The 15,963-nt window shown below is 71.5% G+C and carries 15 protein-coding genes; 3 read left to right on the forward strand and 12 right to left on the reverse strand.

The window, feature by feature from the left end; translation table 11 throughout:
• Nucleotides 1-10: 10 nt before the first annotated feature.
• Nucleotides 11-1,027, reverse strand: a complete 1,017-nt coding sequence (rtcA, locus tag GTY96_RS30175) for an RNA 3'-terminal phosphate cyclase (protein WP_161666533.1) — start codon at nucleotides 1,025-1,027, stop codon at nucleotides 11-13.
• 190 nt (nucleotides 1,028-1,217) lie between these two features.
• Nucleotides 1,218-2,453 carry an RtcB family protein gene (locus tag GTY96_RS30180; RefSeq protein ID WP_161666534.1) on the reverse strand — a complete coding sequence of 412 codons (1,236 nt, stop codon included), beginning with the start codon at nucleotides 2,451-2,453 and terminating at the stop codon, nucleotides 1,218-1,220.
• Nucleotides 2,454-2,598: 145 nt separating this feature from the next.
• On the opposite strand from GTY96_RS30180, the gene rtcR reads away from it, so the two are divergent.
• Complete coding sequence (gene rtcR / locus GTY96_RS30185; RefSeq protein WP_161666535.1) at nucleotides 2,599-4,227, forward strand: RNA repair transcriptional activator RtcR; 1,629 nt, start codon at nucleotides 2,599-2,601, stop codon at nucleotides 4,225-4,227.
• 53 nt (nucleotides 4,228-4,280) lie between these two features.
• Here the strand turns inward: rtcR and GTY96_RS30190 are convergent, their stop codons facing one another.
• From GTY96_RS30190 to GTY96_RS30225, 8 genes are all read right to left on the reverse strand, one after another.
• On the reverse strand, nucleotides 4,281-4,943 hold the full coding sequence (locus tag GTY96_RS30190) for a hypothetical protein (protein ID WP_161666536.1): 663 nt from the start codon (nucleotides 4,941-4,943) through the stop codon (nucleotides 4,281-4,283).
• 11 nt (nucleotides 4,944-4,954) lie between these two features.
• Nucleotides 4,955-5,974: a CARDB domain-containing protein gene (locus GTY96_RS30195; RefSeq protein WP_161666537.1), complete on the reverse strand. Its 1,020-nt coding sequence runs from the start codon at nucleotides 5,972-5,974 to the stop codon at nucleotides 4,955-4,957.
• 11 nt (nucleotides 5,975-5,985) lie between these two features.
• Nucleotides 5,986-6,849: a hypothetical protein gene (locus GTY96_RS30200; RefSeq protein WP_161666538.1), complete on the reverse strand. Its 864-nt coding sequence runs from the start codon at nucleotides 6,847-6,849 to the stop codon at nucleotides 5,986-5,988.
• 28 nt (nucleotides 6,850-6,877) lie between these two features.
• Entirely contained in the window at nucleotides 6,878-8,227 is a 1,350-nt protein-coding gene (locus GTY96_RS30205; protein ID WP_161666539.1) for a M24 family metallopeptidase, read from the reverse strand.
• A gap of 286 nt (nucleotides 8,228-8,513) precedes the next feature.
• Complete coding sequence (locus tag GTY96_RS30210; protein ID WP_143907302.1) at nucleotides 8,514-8,780, reverse strand: hypothetical protein; 267 nt, start codon at nucleotides 8,778-8,780, stop codon at nucleotides 8,514-8,516.
• A 54-nt stretch (nucleotides 8,781-8,834) separates the two neighbouring features.
• Complete coding sequence (locus tag GTY96_RS30215; RefSeq protein ID WP_143907304.1) at nucleotides 8,835-9,692, reverse strand: zf-HC2 domain-containing protein; 858 nt, start codon at nucleotides 9,690-9,692, stop codon at nucleotides 8,835-8,837.
• Nucleotides 9,693-9,836: 144 nt separating this feature from the next.
• Complete coding sequence (locus tag GTY96_RS30220; protein WP_143907305.1) at nucleotides 9,837-10,310, reverse strand: anti-sigma factor family protein; 474 nt, start codon at nucleotides 10,308-10,310, stop codon at nucleotides 9,837-9,839.
• Nucleotides 10,307-10,888 carry an RNA polymerase sigma factor gene (locus tag GTY96_RS30225; protein ID WP_143907307.1) on the reverse strand — a complete coding sequence of 194 codons (582 nt, stop codon included), beginning with the start codon at nucleotides 10,886-10,888 and terminating at the stop codon, nucleotides 10,307-10,309. The genes GTY96_RS30220 and GTY96_RS30225 overlap by 4 nt, the downstream gene beginning before the upstream one ends.
• Before the next feature lie 539 nt (nucleotides 10,889-11,427).
• Between GTY96_RS30225 and GTY96_RS30230 the strand changes: the two genes are divergently transcribed.
• Entirely contained in the window at nucleotides 11,428-11,979 is a 552-nt protein-coding gene (locus GTY96_RS30230; RefSeq protein ID WP_143907308.1) for a hypothetical protein, read from the forward strand.
• Complete coding sequence (locus tag GTY96_RS30235) at nucleotides 11,976-12,566, forward strand: tRNA-uridine aminocarboxypropyltransferase (protein WP_143907310.1); 591 nt, start codon at nucleotides 11,976-11,978, stop codon at nucleotides 12,564-12,566. The genes GTY96_RS30230 and GTY96_RS30235 overlap by 4 nt, the downstream gene beginning before the upstream one ends.
• Before the next feature lie 21 nt (nucleotides 12,567-12,587).
• Here the strand turns inward: GTY96_RS30235 and GTY96_RS30240 are convergent, their stop codons facing one another.
• Both GTY96_RS30240 and GTY96_RS30245 read right to left on the reverse strand, forming a co-directional pair.
• Nucleotides 12,588-14,012: a protein-disulfide reductase DsbD family protein gene (locus GTY96_RS30240; protein WP_161666540.1), complete on the reverse strand. Its 1,425-nt coding sequence runs from the start codon at nucleotides 14,010-14,012 to the stop codon at nucleotides 12,588-12,590.
• 69 nt (nucleotides 14,013-14,081) lie between these two features.
• The gene (locus GTY96_RS30245) at nucleotides 14,082-15,695 is read right to left on the reverse strand and encodes an SPFH domain-containing protein (protein WP_161666541.1); all 1,614 of its coding nucleotides are present in this window, start codon (nucleotides 15,693-15,695) and stop codon (nucleotides 14,082-14,084) included.
• Nucleotides 15,696-15,963 lie beyond the last annotated feature (268 nt).

A 15,963-nucleotide genomic window follows, 5' to 3' on the forward strand; every position in this document is an offset into this window, starting at 1 on the left:
CCGCCGCGCTTCAGCCGCGCACCGTCACCTCGTGCACGTCGCGCTCCACCGCTTGCACGTCCACCTTCACGTCGAGGAAGTGCGCCATCGTCTCGCGCTGCGTGTGCGCATGGCTGTCCAACGCCAGCGTGCGGAAGCGTCCGCCCTTCGCCAGGGCGAGCAGCAGCAGGAGCTGATCACACAGGTGCTCGCCCACCGGGACCCCCGCGTCCAGGTAGCGCTTCACTTCGGAGGCGACGTCCTCCGCCACCACCTCGGCGCGCTTGCCTCGCTCGCCGAAGCCGGTGAACACCTCCGTGACGTGCTCGCTCTCCACCTCCACGCGCAGCACGTTGCCCGGACCGAAGGCGCGCTTGAGCTCTTCGGGCCGCTGCTGGTCGGGCCGCAGCTTCAGCACCTGGGCCACGGTCTCCAACTCGCGCCTCGCCACGTCGAAGGGAATGGAGGCCACCTGGGCCACGGCCTCCGTGCGCAGCACCCGCCCCCGCTCCATCAACTGGAGCGGCTGGAGCTTCGCCGGGTGGATGTCCACGCGGAAGCGCCCACCTCCGGCCGGGTAGAAGCCGGGCCGCTCCAGCGCCACGTCCACGCGCGGGCCCATGCGGCGCAGCAGCGGAAGGTAGGTCTTCTCCAGGAATTCGAACGGCGGCGCGGCCGGGTTGTGCGTTCCGCCCTCCAGCATCAACGTGGACGGGCCTTCGGCGTGCAGGAGCGCGGGCAGCACCGTCTGGAGCACCAGCGTCGCGCTGCCCGCCGTCCCCACCGCGAAGTGATAATTGCCCGCCGTCAACGCTCGCGGGCGGAAGGTCAACCGCTGGGAGCGCAGCTCCGCGCCCGTCACCTCCGCGGCCCCCACGGCCTCCGCGGCCTTGAGCCCGGTGAGGTGCTGCCGGAGCAGGCCCGGCTTCGCGCGGCCGGCACGCACGTTGATCATCTCGAACGGCGTCCCCGTCACCAGCGACAGCGCCAGCGCGGTGCGCAGCACCTGGCCGCCCCCTTCTCCCTGTGAACCATCAATGCGGACCATGTGCGTCGTGCTCCTTTGCGCGCTCGCGGACGGATGCAGCATCCCATCCCTGATTAAAAAATAGCGGCGCCCGCTCCCCCGCCATCACGGCCGCTTGCGCGGACCTCCGTGGGGGAACGGGCGCCTCGATGGATTCATCCCGGCATGGGCACCTCCGCGGGGTGGCGGGTGGGAAGGACTTCGGGGGGAGCTATCCCTTCACGCACACCACCTGCTTGAGCGTGTGGACGACCTCCACCAGGTCCGCCTGCGCGGCCATCACGGCGTCGATGGGCTTGTACGCGGCGGGCGTCTCGTCAATCACATCCACGTCCTTGCGGCACTCCACGCCCGCCGTCGCCTTCGCGTGGTCCTCCAGCGTGAAGCGCTTCTTCGCCGCTTCCCGCGACATCACGCGGCCCGCGCCATGGCTGCACGAATGGAACGCATCCGCGTTTCCCTTCCCGCGGACGATGTAGGAACGGGCCCCCATGCTTCCGGGGATGATTCCCATGTCGCCCTCGCGCGCCCGCACCGCGCCCTTGCGGGTCACGAAGCAGTTCTTTCCGAAGTGGTGCTCACGCGAGATGTAGTTGTGGTGGCAGTTCACCGCCGACTCGGAGAGCTCGAACGGAGGCAGCTCACCGCTCGCCTTCAGGGCATCCACCGCCGAGCGCAGCATGAGCTCGCGGTTCATCGCCGCGTAGTCCTGCGCCCAGCTCACCGCGAACACGTAGTCATCGAAGTGCTCCGTCCCCTCCGGCAGGTACGCCAGGTCCGCGTCCGGCAGGTGGACATAGAAGCGGCGCATGTCCTCCTTCGCCAGCTCGATGAAGTGGCTTCCGATGCGGTTACCCACCCCGCGCGACCCGGAGTGCAGCATCAGCCACACGCCGTCCGACTCATCGAGGCACAGCTCGATGAAGTGGTTCCCCGTCCCCAGCGTCCCCAGGTGCGCGAGCTCCGGCCCACGGCCGATGCGCGGGTGCTTGGCGATGATCTGCGCGTACCCCTTCGCGAGCGCCGCCCACGCATCCGTATGCGTCACGGGCGAGTCCTTCCACGCCCCGCGGTCATTGCGGCCGCCGTTGTCCGTCCGGCCGTGCGGCACCGCCGCTTCGATGGCGGAGCGCACCCCGCGCAGCGAGTCCGGCAGCTGCGACGCGCGCAGCGTCGTGCGCACGGCGATCATCCCGCATCCGATGTCCACGCCCACCGCCGCCGGAACCACCGCGCCCACCGTGGGCACCACGCTCCCGACCGTCGCGCCGTAACCGCGGTGCACGTCCGGCATCACCGCGACCCACTTGTGGATGAAGGGCAGGCCCCGGAGGTTGCGAAGCTGCTTCTTCGCCTCGTCCTCGAACGGCACCCCCACCGTCCACGCCTTGATGGGGCGGCCCGCCTCGTCCGACAGCACCTCGTAGTTCGTGTTCACGCGGTCCATGGTCTGCACCTTTCGGTCGTTCGACTCGGGCTTGCTGTCCCGGTCACGTGGGGGAGCTAGAGCACCCGCCGTGCCAACGCCGTCTCCGAGGGAGCCCCTGTTCGGGGATGGAAATCCATATCCCATGGGATAAATACCTATCCTGATGGCTCAAAAAGGCAGGGCGCGGCGGACCGTCGTCATCGGGATGCTGGGGACGACGCTGGACACGGGGATGGGGGCGCAGCGCTGGGCGCGGTGGCGGCCCACGGTGGCGCTGTGCCAGCAGGAGGACCTGCTGGTGCACCGGCTGGAGCTGCTGCATCCGCCCCAGGCGTCAGCGCTGGCCGCGCTGCTCCAGGAGGACATCGCGCAGGTGTCCCCGGAGACGCAGGTGCGGCTGACGCCGCTGCCCCTCCGCGACCCATGGAACCTGGAGGAGACGTACGGCGCGCTCCTGGACCACGTGCGCGCGCACGCCTTCCATCCGGAGGAAGAGGACTACCTGGTGCACATCACCACGGGGACGCACATCGCGCAGATCTGCATGTTCCTGCTGGTGGAGAGCCGGCTGATTCCGGGCCGGCTGGTGCAGACGGCGCCGGGCCGGGGCCGTGAGCACGGCACCGTGGGCACGCACGCGCTCATCGACCTGGACCTGTCGAACTACGACACGCTGGCGGCGCGCTTCCAGCAGCAGCAGCGCGAGGGCCTGTCGTTCCTCAAGTCCGGCATCGACACGCACAACGCCGCGTTCAACCGCCTCATCGAACGGATCGAGCAGGTGGCCGTGCAGTCCCGCGCGCCGCTGCTGCTGACAGGGCCCACGGGCGCGGGCAAGTCGCAGCTCGCCAGGCGCATCTACGCGTTGAAGAAGGCGCGCAACCAGGTGGCGGGACCATTCGTGGATCTCAACTGCGCCACGCTGCGCGGCGACGGCGCGATGTCCACGCTCTTCGGCCACGTGAAGGGCGCGTTCACGGGCGCGGCGGGAGACCGGCCCGGGCTGATGCGACAGGCCCACGGGGGCGTGCTGTTCCTGGATGAGATTGGAGAGCTGGGCCCGGACGAGCAGGCCATGCTCCTGCGCGCGCTGGAGGACAAGCGGTTCCTGCCCGTGGGCGCAGACAAGGAGGCGGAGAGCGACTTCCAGCTCATCGCGGGCACGAACCGCGACCTCCAGCTGGACGTGGAGCGGGGACGCTTCCGCGAGGACCTGCTCGCGCGCATCAACCTGTGGACCTTCCGGCTGCCCGCGCTGCGCGAGCGTCCGGAGGACATCGCGCCCAACCTGCTCTACGAGCTGGACCAGGCCTCCCAGGCGCTCGGCACGCGGGTGACGATGAGCCGGGAGGCCCAGGAGCACTTCCTGCGCTTCGCCACCTCCCCCGAGGCCCGCTGGAGCGGCAACTTCCGGGACCTCAACGCCGCCGTGCTGCGCATGTCCACGCTGGCGGCCGGCGGGAGGATGACGCGCGAGGTGGTGGACGAGGAGCTGGAGCGGCTGCGCGCGCAGTGGCGGCCCGCGGGGGCGGCTGCTTCAGGGAATGAGTCCGTGTTGATGGAGGTGCTGGGCCCCGAGCGCGCGGCGGAGCTGGATCGCTTCGACCGTGTGCAGCTCGCGGACGTGGTCAGCGTGTGCCGCGCCGCGCGCTCCTTGTCGGACGCGGGCCGGACGCTGTTCGCCCAGTCCCGCGCGCAGAAGAAGAGCGTCAACGACGCGGACAGGCTGCGGAAATACCTGGCGCGCTTCGGACTGACCTGGGCGGAGGTGAGCGGACGCGACGCGGAGTGACGCGGCCCGCCCCCGTGAGCCCTTCCGGACGGGCCCACGGGGTCAGGCGCGGCTCAGCGCAAGGCGTCCGCCATGGCCTGACATTGCGGCGTGGCCAGTGCCGTATCGAGCACTCGGACCGGCATCTCTTCTGGTTCGGACGCGACGGGGGTCGGCGGCGGTGCCCCTTGCGCGCCCGCTCCGTTCAACCACTCGGGTGGCACCCAGCATTCGAGCGTGAGGGGACCCTCGAACGTCGCGAACTCGCTCCCGGACTTCGGCCGCGCCGTGCCTCGGACCTCCTGACCGGTGGCGGTCAGCTCCAGGGTCCCGTCCGCGAACACCATCCAGGGCCCTGAGCCAGACTGGAACTCCACCAACGCGAGCCCCGGACCCAACCCCTGCGCGGGGATGAGCCGCGCGGTGGCTCGCTTCGTCTTCAGGAACGTCTCATCCACCCCCATGACGATGTGCCATTTCGCCCCGCTCCCTGACTCCGCGCGCACCGAAACCAAGAGGAGGCGCATGGGAGGACTCGCCAGGAACGTGGCGACGAGCATCACGGATGGGGCCGCGTAGGTGCCCTCGTGCGTGCGTACCGTGACCGGGCCAGGAGGCTGGGGACGCTCGGCGGCGGCCGTTGACTCAGGCGTGGCCCTGAGCGCGTCGCGTGACGACGCCTGCTCCTGCCTGGGCGTCGCGCAGGCGCCCAGGAGCAGGCTCCCCATCAGGGCCATGGCTCGCAAGCTCAGCACCCCACCCGCAGGAGCATCGCGCTGACGGTGGAGTTGTCGTTCTCACGCAGCTCGTCCACCGCCCCCTCCGGATCCATGTCCAGGTAGATGTAATACGTGTTGAAGGGCAGCCCGGCGGGCACCGTGAACCCCAGCGAATAGGTGCCCTCCGCGAACGCGCCCAGCGAGTGGTTGTACGTGGCCACGGTGGTGCTGGACTCGTAGTAGCCAGTCGGAGGGGCCGTCGGGCTCAGGCGCACGCGCAGCGTGTACGAAGACACCGCCGCGTTGCCCATGTTGCCCACGTAGAACTTCACGCTCTGCGCCGAGCCCCGGCACACGGCCCGGGTGCCCGCGGGATCCAGCGTCTGCGCCACATCCCCCACCACGCCCATCGAGGAGGGCAGCAGGTTCGGCTTCGACTGCGCATAGCCATACAGCGTGTTCATGCCCTGTGCGTTCGTGGGCCACAGCGTGGAGGACTCATAGCCTCCCGTCACCAGGTGCGGCGGGGACGTGCGCAGGATGCTGTGCCCGCCCTCGTGCTTGAAGCCGAAGAAGTGTCCCGCCTCATGCACGAACGTGCTTCGCCCCGACGTGCCGAACGCATTCCCGGTGCGCGGCGTGAAGTCCAGGTCGCTGGCGATGCAGACGTCCGCTTCGTCGATGCCGTTGCTCCCGATGAAGCACAGCCCCACCGTGGAGTACGTCACGCCGTTGTTCCCGTCGATCGCCGCCCGGTCGCACAGGCCGATCTCGTTCTGCCCGTCGCTGTGGTCCAGCGAGCAGTCCGTCACCGGGTTCACGTTGAAGGCGCTGACGATGCGCGACAGGTCATCCCACTGCCGCAGGCCGTTCCAGTACGCCGTGTTGACGTTGCCGGAGTCCGGGATGCTGCACCGGTTGCGATACACGGCCGGCCCGGCGTACCACTTCACCGGCAGCCCGTTGCACGTGTCCCAGGCGGCGGCTTCCGCCTCCATGCCGCCCAGCGCCAGCGCCGCGACGATGCCCGCGAGTTGCGTTGACCTCATGGCGAACCTCATCACGGCTGGCCGGGCGGGACGTCCCGCTCGGGCTGAAGGGGAACGATGCCGGACGCGGGGCCCCGCGCCGGCGCGGGCGCCACCGCCACGGACAGGGACGACGCGGCGGTAACGGGCTCCGCTCGGAACGTCCCCTCCACGGTGAGCCCCCGCGCGCGCAGGTGGTTCTGGAGCAGCGACAGGAAGGCCTCACGCCCCAGTGCCTCCGGCGCCTTCCGGCCCTCCGCCCCCGCGCGCAGCGCCGGCCGCACGCCCATCAGATCCACGGTCTCGAACACCGGCGCCGTCTGCCGCACGCCCTCGGAGTCCATGCCGGACACGAGTCCGCCTTCGGCTCCGACGAGCACCTCCCGGCCCGCCACCGTCTCCACGCGGAAGGCATGCTCATCCAGGACGGGAGACAGGCTCCAACCGGTGTTGCGCAGGAAGACGACGTAGCGCGCCCCCTGGACGAAGCGGGGCACGTGGCTGATCACCAGCCGCCGTCCGTCCGGGAGCAGCCCTCCGGCCTGCTTGAGCTGGACCTCCCGGGGGGCTGTGCCCAGGTGCGCCCGCACGTTGCCCAGCGTCACCACCGTCCACGGGCCCGTGCGCGGTGAGTACTCCGAGCGGATGTCCGTGACTTCGCCCTCCACCACCGAGGCCGTCTGGTCGAACAGGCTCAACAGGCTGTCCACCCTGCGCGGAGGACGCAGCGTGGCCTCCGCGGCCAGGGGGCGCTCCTGACGCTGGGGGGCTTCCGAGGAGGCTTCATCGGCGGCGGAGGCGGTGCAGCCCGCGCCCCCCGCCATGCCCCACAGGAGCGCCAGCGCGAACCGCGCGCGGCCCTCCCTCCTGTTGATTGACGTCCATGGCCTGTCCATGCGCATCGCTTCCGCTCCCTTCGTGTCCTCAGTGGATGAGATAGAAGGCGTCCTGCCGCGGCACGAAGAACCTCCAGCCCTCGTCCGTCAGGTACGCCGGATCTTCCTGCATCACCGCCACCTGCTGGCCGCCCCACTCTGGCACGGCGGTGACGGTGTTGAGCTCGACCGCGAGATAGGAGCCCTTGCGCAGCAACCGGGGCGCTTCCTGACGCGAGGCCGCGCGGAAGTCGATGGAGGCCCCCAGCGCATGGCCCTGCGCGCCCAGCGGGTGGCTGTACACCTTCGCCTCGATGCCCTTCGCCTTCATCTCCGCCAGGGTGTCGTCGTAGACATCCGCCGACGAGCGCCCCGGCCGCGACGCCCGCAGCATCAGCGCGTCCTGGAGCGCCTGGGTGTTGGTCAGCGCGCGCTTCAGCCCCTCCGGCGCGTCCTGTTCCCCCTCCTTGAGCACGTAGGCCATCTTCTGCCAGTCCGTGCTCAAGCCCAACGCCGTGATGCCGAAGTCCACGTGCACCAGGTCCCCGCGCTGGATGACCACCGCCTCGTCCGCGACGGCCAGGAACCCACGCGAGAAGCCGTCCTTCATGCCCTGGCGCTGCACGCGCAGGTCCGGCTCGAACCACGTGCCCACACGCGCCTCCCACAGCGCGTCGTACAGCCAGCGGCGCACGTCCCCCACCGTCGTCTTCCCAGGCACCACCACTTCGTTGGAGAGCGCGCGCTTCACCAGCGACTCCGTCAGCGCCACCAGGTCGCGGTACGGCTCGAACTCGCCGGGCAGCCGCGTGTCCAGGTACTCCTCGATGAGCGGCGCCGCGCTCACGAAGCGGGCCTCCGCGGAGGCGCCCAGCGCCTCCACCAGCCACCGGTAGCTGCCATGCGTCAGGCTGCGCGTCACCCCGCGCCGGCCATCCATGCCCAGCGCGATGGTGCGCGGGCGGTAGCGCGCGTCCAGCTCCGCGAGCGCCTCCTCCTGCTTGCGCTCCACGGCGGGCATCTCGAAGAACCGCGTCACGGCCTCCGTGGCGTAGCCCGTCAGCGCGATTCTCTTGAGCCCCGCGTCGCCCGCGTCCACGAAGACGAACACGTCGCGGTTGCCCGCGTAGGGCAGCGGCGGCGCGACCCAGGCCGTCAGCGGGTCATCGTGGAACTCCTCGTTGATGACCACCCACATGCCCACGCCGTGCCGCCGCATCATGTCGAGCAGCAGCGCGTGCCGCCCCGCCAGCCAGGACTCGCGAAGCGCCAGCGCCTGGGACGGAGGAGGCACACGGGTGGAGGCAGCAACGGGGGTGTCACGCACGGGCGCGGTGGCACAGGCCACCAGACACCCCAGGCTCAAGGCGGACAGGACTGCCGCGGGCCAACGCATCATGTCGGGAACTCCAGGTCGGGAAGGAGGCCGGGAGCTTAGCGCGCGAAAAACCGAAGCCCCCCGCTCCCGGAACCCTGAAGGATCCGGGAGCAGAGGGCCTGGGGCGCATCCCACCTGCTCACCCGCTCGGACGACCTCGCTCCTGCTCGCTTCCGGGCCCCGTCCCCCCCGGTCCGGAACTCCGGGACCCAACCCGGCCTTCACGGCCGGTGGATCCACTGGAAGCGGGCGGCCTTCCCCCGAAAGCCGCATGGAGCGCGGACACCCAACCGCGCGCGCCGTCACGTCAGTAGCTGGCGACCCCGTCCAGGTCGCTTTCATCGAACTCGAAGAGCGACGCCTCCCCTTCCTGCTGGGAGACCGCTTCCCCGTCCCCCTCATCCTCGGTCCGGTCGTTCCCCGGCTCCCGGACCGCGTCCTCCGTCCGCACACCCGCGCCCCCGTTGGAACCGGGCGCCCACATCGCGCCGTCCCCCTGGCTCCACGCATCGATGCGGTACATCGCGTCCCCCTGGGTGCGGTGTTTCCATCCCGCCACCGTCGCCACCGCCACGCCGCGCCTCGATAATTAGACGCCGACCGCCAGAATCCTTGGGTCGCGGCGACCTCAATTCAGGAAGTGGCCCGCCTGCCGCAGGGCGCGGGCCCGGATTCCGGCTTCCTCGCTCCACCCGGGCTCCCCCCGGCGGGCCACGGATTCGAAGGCCTCCGCCGCCTGGAGGGGCAGGCCCATCGCCCGGAGCACCAGCGCCCGGTTCCACAGGGCCTGGGGATGGTCGGGTGCCTGACGCAACACGCCCTCCAGCAGCTCCAGCGCCCCCCGCAGGTCGCCGGCCGCCATCGCCACCACGGCGCGGTCGCTGTCCCGGTCCACCGAGGGCGCGCTGCGCGCCAGGAAGTCCGCGGCCTGACGCAGCTCGCCGCGCACCAGGTATGCCGCCGCGATGCCGTGCAGGTCCCCCTGCTCCTCCAGCGCGGCCAGGGTGCGCAGGGGCACGGGAGGTTCGGCGGGCAGCCCGGTCCGGTCCCCCACCGCCCCCGTCCGGACGGGGACGTAGGGCAGGTACCGGTCCGCGGCCGGGTAGGCGATGCGCGCCTCCAGCTCCCGGCCCGACGCATCCGCCCGCCACGCATCCGCCATCCGGGAGGGGAAGCCCGTGAACAGCGCGGCGGCCGCCCCCAACCCCATCGCCAGCAGCGCCCCCAGCGTCCGCCCCCGCCAACCGCGCAGCAGGCCGAGGCGGAGCGCGACCCGTTGGCGGGCGGGGGCCGGAGGCGGGGGCGCGTCGTTGTGGGCCACGGCGCCGCAGAGGGCCTGGACGCTGAGCATCTCCAGCTGCATGGCGTCATGCAGCCCGCTGGCGCACGCGCGGCAGAGGGCCAGGTGGAGCCGGAAGTGCTCCTCGTCGCCTGACTCCAGCTCGCCATCCAGGAACCGGTAGAGCTTCTTGCACCAGAGATCCATTGTGCGCCAGGCCCCGTCCCGGGCAGCCGCCTCCCGTCCCTGTCGAAACGCGGGCGGAATCAATCCTTGGGGCTTCTTCCCCGAAGGTCCGCCGCGCGTCCCTCCGCCTGCCCCACGGGGAGGAGCAGGCAGACCTCCGCGGCTTCAGCGGCGCGAGCGGGGCCGCAGGAGCGTCCCCCCGGACCGGCTCGCGCGAGGACAGGGCCAACGCGGGGCGCTGACCGCCTCCACGTCCTCCTCCCGCGCGAACCAGGGGCAGCAGGAGGCGCACCCCGGACACCGGCGGCGGAAGCGGCGCGCGCCCTGGTGCCAGGCCCGGCCCTCGCGGTCCGGAGGCGGCGGGGCGTGCTCCGGGAGGACGCCCCCGGGCCAGTGCGCCGGGACCTCGTCGTCCCAGGAGCCCGGCACCGTGTCACGGGCCTGCCGGGCGGACACCCAGCGCTCGCTCTCCGCGGCGTCCTCCAGCGCCAGCCGCGCGAGCATCTCCAGTTGCAACAGGTCATGGAAGCGCCCGGCGCAGACGTCGCAGCGGGCCAGGTGGCCCCGGACGCGGCGCTGGTCCTCCGCGGACAGCTCGCCGTCCAGGAAGGGCCGCAGGTCCTCACACGCGGTGCTCATCGTTCCCTCTCCTGCCGGCGGCGTTCCGCGGTGTCGTGGAGCATGACCTTGAGGCGGCGGCGGGCGTGGAAGAGCCACGTGCCCACCGTTCCCGCGCTGGGGGTGTTCATCCGCCGGGCGATCTCCGCGTGGCGCAGGCCGCGCGCGTGCAGTTCGAACGCCTGGCGAAGCTTCTCGTTGAGCCGGGCCACCGCCTGGCGCAATTCGTCCTCCGTGACGCACTCCCACTGCTCGGGCTCCGGCGCGTCCTCCGGATCCTCGAAGAGCATGTGCACGTTGTGCAGGTCCACCCGCCGGTCCGTCTCCGCGCCCTGGCGCCGGCACTGATCCAGGAACCGGTTGTGCAGCACGCGCACCAGCCACGCGCGACGCGCGGGCTCCGGCCAGCGCTTGAGCCGCTCCCATTGCAACAACGCCCGCAGCAGCACGTCCTGCACCAGGTCGTCGCAATCGCTGGCACTCTTGCCACAGACGTTGCGCGCGATGGCGACCAGCACCGGCTGATGGCGGATCGCGAAAGCGGCGAATTCCCCTCCAGAGCCCTCCCTGACCGGCGGCTCCTCCCTCCCTGGCACCATGCGACCGCCTCCCTTCCCTCAGAGAACGCCGAGGGTCGGATTCTTTTTTTCTCACGGATGCGACAAACGCGCGCGCGATTCACCCGGCGTCACATCTGGCAGTGCGACTGGAACACTTCAAGCAGACGCCAATTCATTGCATGGAATAGACAGACATCCAGGCACTCCCGGATCAATTCCTCTCCATGGGTGTGTATTGCCTCCGGGTGGCGCGCGCCCCGCCCGGCGTGAAAAAGGGCGTCCAGCATGCCCCAGCCGTTCGCTGGCTCCGGAGGATATTCGCGCCGGGTGGATCCGCGCCGGGCGCGCGGCCCGCGCATGCCCCTTCTGGTGCGTCAGCCTTGGGTGACACCTCCCGCTGGGTCGCTTCGCGGCGCGGCCCGTGCCCCCTTGCCGAGGCTCAACGGCCTTGGGGAGCGAGGGAGCGGGCCGGGACCGTCGCTCATGGTGGGGGCGGCCGAGGGAAGCGCCCCGGGGCTGAAACTCCCCCTTGCGTGCCTGGGGAGTCATTTGGTCCTCTTGGGCACCGCCGTATGCCCATGGAAACCGCCGCCGACAGCCGAGAGTACCGCGTGGTCTTCTTCTGCCCCGCGTCGAACGCCCGGCTCGAGCGGCTGGAGGTCCCCGTGCGCCGGCTCTTGTCGCGCATCCAGGCGCCCCCGGCGGAGCTGGCCCCGCTGAGCGAGGCCGGGGCGCTGACGGAGGCCGGGTGGCAGGTGTACCTGGTGCGTTCGCTGACGGAGCGCTCGGCGGCGCAGGCCATGGCGGCCTACGTCAGCGAGGCCACCTGCGCGCTGGCGGCGGAGGTGGACGCGGAGGTGCTGGGCCTCTACGTGGACGTGTCGGGGGACTCGGCGCGCATCTGCCGGTGTGGGCCGGAGGACGGACCGGAGACCTTCGCCGGGCGCCGCCAGGCCGCGCTGAACCGCACCTCCGAGTGGCTGGAGGTCGCCCCCGCCAGCCTGTCCGCCCTCTTCCAACTGGACCCTCCGGACGCGGAATACGAACCGGACGCGGACGACCGCTTCGTCGAGGAGAAGCTGCGGGAGGCGCGGACCCTGATGGAGCGCTACCGCACCGCGACGAAATGAGGTCGCGCACCCCGGAGGACCTCGCCGGCCGCTGTGAGCGGTGCTACCTGCCCACGGCGTGGTGCCTGTGCGCGGACGTGCCCGTGGTCCCCACGCGCACGGAGCTGCTCGTCATCCGGCACCACAAGGAGTCGCAGAAGAGCACCAACACCGCGCGCATCGCGGCGCTGGCCCTGCCCCGCTGCGGCATCGTCTCCTATGGCGCGCCCGGGTCGCCGTTCGACGCGGCGGTGCTGGACACCCCGGACACCTGGCTGCTGTTCCCCGACGCGCCGGAGGCGGAGGGCCCTCCGCCCAAGCGGCTCATCGTCATCGACGGGAGCTGGGCCCAGGCGCGGCGAATGATGCAGCGGGTGCCCGCCCTGCGCCGGCTGCCGGGCCTGAGGCTGCCGCCCCCGGGGCCGGACACGCGCCGCCTGCGACGGCCGCCGCACCCCGACGGGATGTCCACGCTGGAGGCCATGGCCGGCGCGCTCGCGCGGCTGGAGGGCGCGGACGTGGCGAAGCCGCTCCTCACGCTGCACGAGCTGATGATCGAGCGCGTGCTGGCGAGCCGGGGGCGGCTGGGCTGGGAGAACTACCGCTGAGCGGCGGCCAGCGGTGGCCTCCTACTGCACCGCCTTCTGCATCTCCGCCGCGAAGGGCACGGGCTCCAGGAACCCCGTCACGCGCGGGTTCTTCAGCACCGTGCCATCCGGGTTCACGAACGCCACCGTGGGCAGGCCCTCCACGCCCAGCTGCTCCATCAGCGCGTCCAGGCGGTCCTCGCTGTTCGTCGCGTCGATCTTGATGGTGAGGAAGTGCCCGTCCTCCGCCTGGGAGATGACCTCGCTCGACGGGTAGGTGTGCCGGTCCAGCTCCTTGCAGGCCGCGCACCAGTCCGCGAAGAAGTCGATGAGCACCGGACGGCCTTCCTTCTTCGCGGCCGCGAGCACCCGTTCGAACTGGCCCGCGTCGAACGTGGCCGACTTCGGCGGCATCACGTGGTGCCACTGCCAGGCCGGCGCGGCCGGAGGCGCCACGAGCCCCATGCGCACCCAGAGCTCCCCCGTGGGCCGCGCGTCCAGCGCGCCGCCGCGCACCACCAGCGCGCCCACCACCAGCGCCACGCCCAGCGCCTTGAAGCCGAAGTCGCGCGCGCCCTCCTTGAACGAGCGGTGCACCGCGCCCAGGAGGACGCCCACCGTCACCAGCAGCGCGGCGACGACCGCGCCGGGCACCTGCCCCACCTCCGCCCCCAGCGCCTTCACCGTGTCGCGCGCCCAGGGGAAGGCATCCTTCACGTACGAGAACGCGAGCGCCACCAGCATGATGCCCAGCACGCTCTTCACCCACTCCATCCACACGCCACCGCGCGGCAGCCGCACCGTGAACACGCCGATGAGGAAGAACGGCACGCCGATGCCCAGCGCGTAGATGAACAGCAGCGCCGCGCCCAGCGTCGTGTTGGCGGACTTCGCCACGAAGGCCAGCAGGCCCGTGAGCACGGGGCCCGTGCAAGGCGCCGCGAGGAACCCGGACACGCTGCCCATGATGAACGCGCCCGCGAGGCCGGTGCCGCCCACGTTGCTCAGCTTCGTCTGCATCGCCGACGGCAGCGCCAGCTCGAACGCGCCGAACATGGACGAGGCCAGCAGCAGGAGGAACAGCGCCAGCCCCATCACCACCGCGGGGCTGCCCAACATGGAGCCGAAGGCCTGGCCCGTCTTCGCCGCCAGGATGCCCAGCGCGCTGAACACGACGCCCATGCCCACGATGTACGCGGAGGTCAGCGCCAGCGAGCGGCCCCGCCCTTCCGCCTTGCGCGCGCCGAACACCGACACGGTGATGGGGATGAGCGGGTACACGCACGGCGTCATCGCGGTGAGCAGGCCGCCGGCGAACACCACCAGCGCGCCCCAGGCCAGGCTGCCCGACTCCAGGAACCGGGCCGCGTCCAGGCCGGCGCTCGGGCCGGTGGGCAGGAACCACGGCACCACGGCCACCACCACGCCCGCCAGCACCGCCGCCACCGTCAGCTTCTTCATGTCCATGCGTGCCTCGACTCCCCGCGCATCCCGGACCGGGAGGCTCCCTTCTATATGCGGAGGCCGGGGACGCGGCTACCCCACCGGCACCCGCGGCGGGGAGGCAGGCACGTTCAAGCCCGCGGAGCGGGCCAGCCCCATCACGCCCTCCACGGCGGCGGCGATGTAGCCAAAGGGGTTCGCGCCATCCACCGCCGTCACGTGGACCTCCCCCATCCGCTGCTGGAAGGCCGCCGCCACCTGTGGGAGCTGCCGGGCCACGGTCAGCTGGATGACCTCCGGACTCACCGTGTTCTCAATCTCACGCAGCGCCTTCGCGCGCTCCATCTCCAGGCCCTGCTGCGCCCGCGTGCGCCGCAGCTCCAGCTCCGCGATGCCGGCCTCCGCCTCCGCGATGGACTGCTTCGCCAGGAGCACCTGGAGCCGGGCGGACAGCTGCTCGGCTTCCTGCCGGGCCTCCTCGACCCGCAGCGCGTGCAGGGTGGCCTCGGCCTCCTGCTGGCGGCGCATGCGCTCCAGTTCCACCTGGGCCTTGGCGGCCTCCGCCTCCTGCTCCCAGCGAAGCTGCTCCAGCGCGCCCTGCGCGCGGTTGTACGTGAGCTGACGTTCGCTGGTGAGCCGCGCCTCCTCCAGCCGCGCGTCGGTGGCCAGCGCCTCCAGGCGGGCCTGCTCCGCCAGGGACTGGGTCCGCTGGCGCACCTCCTCGTCGGCGCCCAGCTTCGCGAGCGCCATCTCGCGCTCCACCGCCGTGCGCTCCTGCTGCTGTTGGCGCACCTGCTCCATCTTCGCCTGCGCGAGGCGCGCCTCCACCGCCAACTGCTCCAGCCGCGCCTGTTCGTCGGTGGCCTGCGTGCGCTGGCGCACCTCCTCGCGCGCGGCGAGCTTCTGGAGGTTGAGCACGCGCTCGGCCTCCGTCTCCTCGCGCCGGACGAAGCGCTCCTTGGCGAGCTCCGCCTCGCGCGCCTGCCGCTCCTGTTCGCGGCGGAAGCGCGCCTGCATGTGTTCGAAGACGGCGGCGGACAGCACGCGCACGTCCTGGATCTCAATCGTGTCCAGCAGCACGCCCCAGCCGGAGTCGGTGCGGTCCTCCAGCCGGCCCCGGCCGGAGAGCACGGGGGCGATCTCCCGCATCAGCTCCTCCGCGATGCCCTCCTTGCGCCGAGACAGGCACTCCTCCACGGCGAGGTTGGCCACCAGCCTGCGCGCCGCGCCCACGAACATCTCCCGGAGCAGCTCCGCCAGCTTCTCCTGCGCCCGCTCCGGGTAGCTGAAGTTGAGCATCCGGAAGGCCACCAGCGGATCCGCGATGCGGTACACCGCGAGCCCCGTCACCGCCACGCCCACCTTCTCGCTCGTCACCTGCTCCGCGGTGAACTGGAGCCGCTGGATGCTGGTGGGCACGATGGCCACCGAGTCCCCCGGCAGCTTGAAGCAGCTGGCGCCCTGCCCGCTCACCTCGCGCACCCGGCCCCGGCGCATGTGGATGAGGAACTCGCTGGGCCGCGCGGTGATGAGCCCCCAGCGCTTCACCTTCTCCGGGTCCTCCGCCGGCTTGCCCGCCCGCCACCCGTCCGCGTAGCGGGAGCGCTCCAGGCCCCCCTCCAGGCGGATCAACGACGGCCGCCCCGTCCCCTCCAGCTGCGGATCCTGACCGTTGCCCCGGGCGTGTGACTTCGCGTTGGCGCTCATGTGCGTACCCTCCGCGGCCGCTCCAGTGCAGGCGCCCGGCCATGCCCCGCGGGGCCACGAAACGGGCACTTATGGGCGCGCGAAGCACCGTTTCGGATCAGCCCGCCCCAGGACGGCGCGGTCCGAGCGCGCCACTCCGGCGAGGTGTTGAACCACGACCCGGCGCGTCGCGGATGGGGGCTCCTCGCCTTATGTTCCCTTGACCCGAGGGGGGTCGATTTTATAATTGACCAGTCCGGTCCACATTCGTGTGGGCCCATGTAGACCC

The organism is Corallococcus silvisoli, assembly GCF_009909145.1.
Taxonomy (GTDB): Bacteria; Myxococcota; Myxococcia; order Myxococcales; family Myxococcaceae; genus Corallococcus; species Corallococcus silvisoli.

Excerpts from the sequence above, each read along its gene's own strand:
- rtcR (WP_161666535.1), top strand. The coding sequence starts at position 2,599 with ATGGCTCAAAAAGGCAGGGCGCGGCGGACCGTCGTCATCGGGATGCTG.
- GTY96_RS30215 (WP_143907304.1), bottom strand. The coding sequence starts at position 9,692 with ATGGATCTCTGGTGCAAGAAGCTCTACCGGTTCCTGGATGGCGAGCTG.
- GTY96_RS30225 (WP_143907307.1), bottom strand. The coding sequence starts at position 10,888 with ATGGTGCCAGGGAGGGAGGAGCCGCCGGTCAGGGAGGGCTCTGGAGGG.
- GTY96_RS30180 (WP_161666534.1), bottom strand. The coding sequence starts at position 2,453 with ATGGACCGCGTGAACACGAACTACGAGGTGCTGTCGGACGAGGCGGGC.
- GTY96_RS30220 (WP_143907305.1), bottom strand. The coding sequence starts at position 10,310 with ATGAGCACCGCGTGTGAGGACCTGCGGCCCTTCCTGGACGGCGAGCTG.
- GTY96_RS30195 (WP_161666537.1), bottom strand. The coding sequence starts at position 5,974 with ATGAGGTCAACGCAACTCGCGGGCATCGTCGCGGCGCTGGCGCTGGGC.
- GTY96_RS30230 (WP_143907308.1), top strand. The coding sequence starts at position 11,428 with ATGGAAACCGCCGCCGACAGCCGAGAGTACCGCGTGGTCTTCTTCTGC.
- rtcA (WP_161666533.1), bottom strand. The coding sequence starts at position 1,027 with ATGGTCCGCATTGATGGTTCACAGGGAGAAGGGGGCGGCCAGGTGCTG.
- GTY96_RS30240 (WP_161666540.1), bottom strand. The coding sequence starts at position 14,012 with ATGGACATGAAGAAGCTGACGGTGGCGGCGGTGCTGGCGGGCGTGGTG.
- GTY96_RS30200 (WP_161666538.1), bottom strand. The coding sequence starts at position 6,849 with ATGGACAGGCCATGGACGTCAATCAACAGGAGGGAGGGCCGCGCGCGG.
- GTY96_RS30205 (WP_161666539.1), bottom strand. The coding sequence starts at position 8,227 with ATGATGCGTTGGCCCGCGGCAGTCCTGTCCGCCTTGAGCCTGGGGTGT.
- GTY96_RS30245 (WP_161666541.1), bottom strand. The coding sequence starts at position 15,695 with ATGAGCGCCAACGCGAAGTCACACGCCCGGGGCAACGGTCAGGATCCG.
- GTY96_RS30235 (WP_143907310.1), top strand. The coding sequence starts at position 11,976 with ATGAGGTCGCGCACCCCGGAGGACCTCGCCGGCCGCTGTGAGCGGTGC.
- GTY96_RS30190 (WP_161666536.1), bottom strand. The coding sequence starts at position 4,943 with ATGGCCCTGATGGGGAGCCTGCTCCTGGGCGCCTGCGCGACGCCCAGG.